The sequence below is a fragment of the Bremerella cremea genome (genome assembly GCF_003335505.1).
GTDB classification, from domain to species: Bacteria; Planctomycetota; Planctomycetia; order Pirellulales; family Pirellulaceae; genus Bremerella; species Bremerella cremea_A.
In genome coordinates, this window is record NZ_QPEX01000002.1 from 1 (window position 1) to 5006 (window position 5006).

4 protein-coding genes are annotated in these 5006 nt (G+C 52.7%); 1 reads left to right on the top strand and 3 read right to left on the bottom strand.

The features are described from left to right. Window positions 1-169: 169 nt before the first annotated feature. From DTL42_RS00010 to DTL42_RS00020, 3 genes are all read right to left on the bottom strand, one after another. The gene (locus DTL42_RS00010; protein WP_114366622.1) at window positions 170-1360 is read right to left on the bottom strand and encodes a hypothetical protein; all 1191 of its coding nucleotides are present in this window, start codon (window positions 1358-1360) and stop codon (window positions 170-172) included. Window positions 1361-1729: 369 nt separating this feature from the next. After that, window positions 1730-2524, bottom strand: coding sequence for a hypothetical protein (locus tag DTL42_RS00015; protein WP_114366623.1), 795 nt, complete (start codon window positions 2522-2524; stop codon window positions 1730-1732). 335 nt (window positions 2525-2859) lie between these two features. Beyond that, window positions 2860-3285 (bottom strand): hypothetical protein, encoded by a 426-nt coding sequence (locus DTL42_RS00020; RefSeq protein WP_114366624.1) that lies wholly within the window; start codon window positions 3283-3285, stop codon window positions 2860-2862. Window positions 3286-4549: 1264 nt separating this feature from the next. Here DTL42_RS00020 and DTL42_RS00035 point away from each other — a divergent pair. Further along, window positions 4550-5006, top strand: a 457-nt coding sequence (locus DTL42_RS00035) for an ISAs1 family transposase (RefSeq protein WP_114366627.1), incomplete at its 3' end; no start/stop codon positions are given.

The following is a 5006-nucleotide window of genomic DNA, read 5'->3' on the forward strand; positions in this document are numbered from 1 at the left end:
CCTCTGCAGCGTTCCCGACTTTCTGCGCGATCGCAGATGTGGAGAGTAGCAGCACGCATGCAATAACACGCAGTGTCAAATGGGCTGCACACAAAGCATTTCTCTTGGGGAAATAGCTCACTGAAACTTACTCCGAAGTAGCCGGGTAACATGCTCTCGTGAACACGGCCTACTCGGCTTTTCGTTGGGCCGGGGTGTATTGCCAAATGGTGAGTGTTCCGTCAAATCCGCTGCTGAAGAGTTTACTTTTTCCGACAGCGATATCTAGCACGGATCCTTGATGAAGTTTTGCTTTAGCAATCCTTTTTCCCTTTCGAAAATCAACGACGTAGCCCCAGCCATTTTCTAATCCCAGGGCCATGGTGCGATTGTCGATGAAGCGTGCCGCTTTGATGTAGGCTTGCGCGAAGTAGCGACGTGACCAACCGGCCAGATCACTGCGAAAGACGTCGAGTTGACCAGTGCCAAATTGCGGCTGTTGGAAGAAACTTAACCCTCCGGCACACGCAATCCACTTGCCGTTTTCGCTGAACTCGAGGCGAGCGACATGGTAACCAAGGATTTGTGCCGCCAGTTTTTCACCGGTCGCAATATCCCACGATTGCAAGATAGAAATGTAGCTCAATTCATTCGGCATATCGCGGTTAAGATCTGCCTTCGGCCTTCCCGCGAAGATTAATCGATTGCCGCGAACTGCTGCGCAAGTCACGTTCAGATCGGATTCAATAGCAAGCGTGATGTTGCCAGTCTGAAAATCTACGACCCGTAGTTTACCATCGCGGCGAAGGTCGACGATTTGCTTGTCTTCCCAATTTCCTGCCAGAATATTTTCAATCGGATCGATGTCGTTGACAACGATCGAGGTGGCAACATCGCCTGGCAAGCGTCGCAAGCGGAGAGTGCGTTCTTCAACAGACCAAGCGACCGCCATGGGCATTTGTACCAGGCCGTACGACCGATCGTACCCTTGCTCGATTTCCGCTTTGAAAAGATCTAGGTTTGGGTCAAAGGAGGCCAACGTCTGGACGCCAGCTCCCATGACAGGGCGGTTCAGGGTAAAGATCTCGCCACTGCTATCTGTTAACCCCAGAGCAAACGGGATGATCCCATCAGACGCGACGCGGTAACGAGACAGTTCAGGGGAAATCTTGGCGGCCTCAACGTGCGAAGTTGGATCTTCTTTGGCGGTAAGATCTTCCGCTAACGCTTGATTCGTGATCCCGAATTCCCAGGCGGAAATCGTGGTACAAAGAAGCAGCATGGCGATGGCGGGTGGCAAGTGACCGGCAACATTCTTGAGGTCTGCGCCACCAATCCCAAAGGTGCGACCAACGTGACATCCCCATTTGGAATCTCTCATTTCTGGCGTTCCTACAACTTAATCGATGTCTACACGCATGTTCAGATTATATGCCCGCTGGTTTACGCAGGTGCCCCCTCAGCCTATTTGGCTACGCGGGGAATAAGAGGGGACAGGACTCGTGTTTCTCCGCTCGACCTATGATAAACTACCCATATCGGTAGACCAAACCGAGCCGGGTGCCATGCTCTCGTCCGCGTGAGCATGTGACTTACATTCAGGTTGGTCCTTCTCGCCAGGCGTAAGGCAGTGTCGAAAAAGACCCCGCATGGTCCCACGGCATGCTCACGAAGACGTGAACATGGCACCCTGGCTTGCTGAAGACCGTGCCATTCAGTCCTGACACCGTTTCTTTCCCACACTAGATTGTCACTCGGCAATACCGCTTGGGTTTGCATAGAGATGTACAGCCGAATCGTCCTTGTCAAAATTGGCTGAAATACGATATCCCGTAAGCCACAATTCCAAAAGTGGTGAGAAAGGATTTGGCAGTTGTCTAAATCGCTCAAATTCATACCGGCCAACTGGCCAAAAGTCGCTCGTTACACGAAGATCACGTCGCTGGGCAATACGCCACCCATCCCAGGCGGCCAATGCATATTGGATAAGTAGCGGCATTCGTTCGCACGGTTCGCCTATTCGCAACTGTTCTACGTCAATACCTTCGGATTCTAGGCATAATGCAAGGGTCATCTCGATCGCGAAATAGGATCGGCCAAGGCGAGTTGTTTCAAATGGATGACTGTCACGAAACGCGTTCTCCGTGAGATACCAAACAAGAGATTCACTAAACATTGCCTGAAACGGCTTTAGCCTTCTAGCAAATTCGCGGGCGGCCGCCTCAGCACGCAGAATCCCATCTGGGTCAGACGCAATTGCAATTACCATTGCCAGAGAATCTGGCCGCCTGTCTGGCGTGGGACGCTCGCTTGGCAGTATGCGAGTTCCGGGAACATACGGGGCAAAACTGCGTTGAGGATTCGAGAAAAAACCGGCCTTGATAATCCCAGATTCCTCAAGCCTTTGACACGCTAAATCAGGTGTGTCAGAACGATTTATTACACTGAGCATGTCCTGCAACTTCGGGCGAATCGGTCGGTCAAACCGGTCCCGCAACATTTCGTCCAATTCCGATCTGGAAATATCAATATCATCACACAACATTTGTAGCTTACCTCGATGCACCTCTACTGATACTCGCAGATACGCGTGCACCAATGTCCTGAACAATTTTGTTCTCCTACGGACTGCTGAACCTGAGACCAGCCGCCCCCTTCAACTGCATGCCCACGCGGACGAGAGCATGGCACCCTGGCGAGTCAGGTTAGCAAGAAACCGACCGCGTGGTAACGCACAATGCGGCGTATTGCGTTACCACGCGATTGGCTTCGACAAAACGGTTCAGCAAGCTCTGGTGCGTCGAGACGCACCCTACGAAACTCATTGTTGCCGCCAACGGCATGCTCACGCGGACGTGAGCATGGCACCCTGGCTACGCATCAGCGTGACACCGTTGACTCAATCACAAACAACGTGGTGGACGTGTTGGCGTCGACAAAAAATGTGAAATGCGGCCCCAGGACATGATCGGGGTGGTGCTCAAGGCCTTCGCGGCTGTGAACACAGACTCCAAAGACGGCCAATTCCGTGACACCGGAAATTGCGTCCTGCAAGCCCGTCCCCCATTCCCTTCGATGAGTCTGTGCGGCTTTAACATACTCCGCATGCACGGCCGCATTGGATACGAGTTCCGCTTGATCCACTGTCCACCGCTTCTTTTTGAAATGGTGAAATTCCTTTGTCGACTCTACTGCAGCAAAAAGACTTCGCAGCCTCTGTTGAATTGGTTCGGGCACCATGAAACTGTTAGGAATCGTAAACATACCTTTAGAACGCGTAAACCAACCTTTAAGAATATTAAACATACCTTCCCTTTGCTTAGTTTACGAATGGGAGGACAATATCATCGCTATGTCCAAATACTTCCTCAGCGATTCGAACAGCCTCGAGGTCGACCTCATATTCGGGTGTCCAGTACGGCAAACGAGCGTGTCCGACTTCGTGCAAGAATACGGACTTGACTCCGCCCGGCTCATAGAACGCATGTTGCCGGATAACGATTTTACGTGTTGCGTGATGAAACGTCGAGCTTCCCTCTTCATGCGCGTAACGTACCTTATCACGATACCCAACAGCACGTCTGAGTGCTTGGACCTGTTGGGAGCGTCCGGCAGCCACGCTCCGCTGAACCGCTTTGTAAAGCGAGCCAAAGCGTGACCCTGCTCTCCACCGAACTCGCAATCCACGAAAGAACGTTCCCTTTGCCGGATTGGCGAGAGTCCGTGATGCTTGTCCAGTGCCACTGGCCGCAGACAATCCACTTGTTGGCCCCGACGAAATTAAGCCACGGCGAGCGTTCCGCGTGCTAAACCTCTGGCGGCGCCGCTCGCCATTGTACCCAGCCTACTACAGCGTTTGAGCAAAAAGCCAAACCCACAGACGTCAGGCGTGCCGTTGTTCAAGCCGTGGAAGGCTGTTCAACCGGCGTGGACAGTGCCTGACAATCGGCATGCGCACTTGATGCTTGAGACTCTAAGGCTCTCTTATTGCCTCAGTTTCAATTTCGAATGACACCACCAAAAACCGCCAGAGCAATTCTAGCGGTCTTTGGTTGCCTGGGCTCCACAGCGTCGAGTTAGAGAGTCCTACATTCTACCGGGGAAAGGCAGTGCGACGTACCTGTTGAAGGCCGATGACGACTTTGGTCGAAACTGAATGTCCGCACTTCGGGCAGACTGCATCAACCTCAAATCCTGCTGACCAATCGGGATTTCAATAAGGCGTTTTTGAGCGATCGAGAATGAACGATGTAGCTTCGCCTTTGCATCTTTTGCATTGAGATCAATGGACAACTCTTTCAACCTCGTACTCGCGAGCTCTTCAACCCAAATTTCGTTGGTGGACTGGTCTTGAAAAACAAACGAGTAGCTTTGATCATGCACATCGCACGTGTCACCGAAAGCTTCGCTCTTGTAGTCGCACAGGGGACACTTCACGGCAATCGCATTCAAACCCACGGAATGATTGTTGCACCTGGCCTCACCCAAGGCAAATGCGGGCCATGATGGCTAGCATCTTCATCGCTCGGAGTCGGCGAATGTCGTGAATCTTGTTTGGGCATGGATGGTAATGATTACAAAGCTTCCGGAAGGTTTTACCGTTTTTCAAAATCTTGAAGATCCCCGCGCCGAAGGCGGCAACAAGCAGCACTCGCTCTTTGACATTCTCTTCATCACACTATGTGCGACGGTGGCTGGGTGCGAGACCTACACGGAAGTCGAGCAGTTTGCCGACGAGCGGCACGACTGGTTTCGCAAGTTTTTGCGACTCGAAAACGGCATCCCTTCGCACGATACGATCGGCCGGGTGCTGGCCGCGCTCGACTCGCACAGCTTTCAAGCTTGCCTGCATGATTGGATCGATCATCTGTGCCTCGACCTGCGCGGCCAAGGCGTGCATATCGACGGCAAGACGCTGCGGCACAGTTTCGACACGGCCACCAATCGTCAGGCGCTGCACATGGTGAGTGCCTGGTCGAGCGGGCTGCAAGTTTGCCTGGGGCAGATCGCAACGGAAGAAAAGTCGA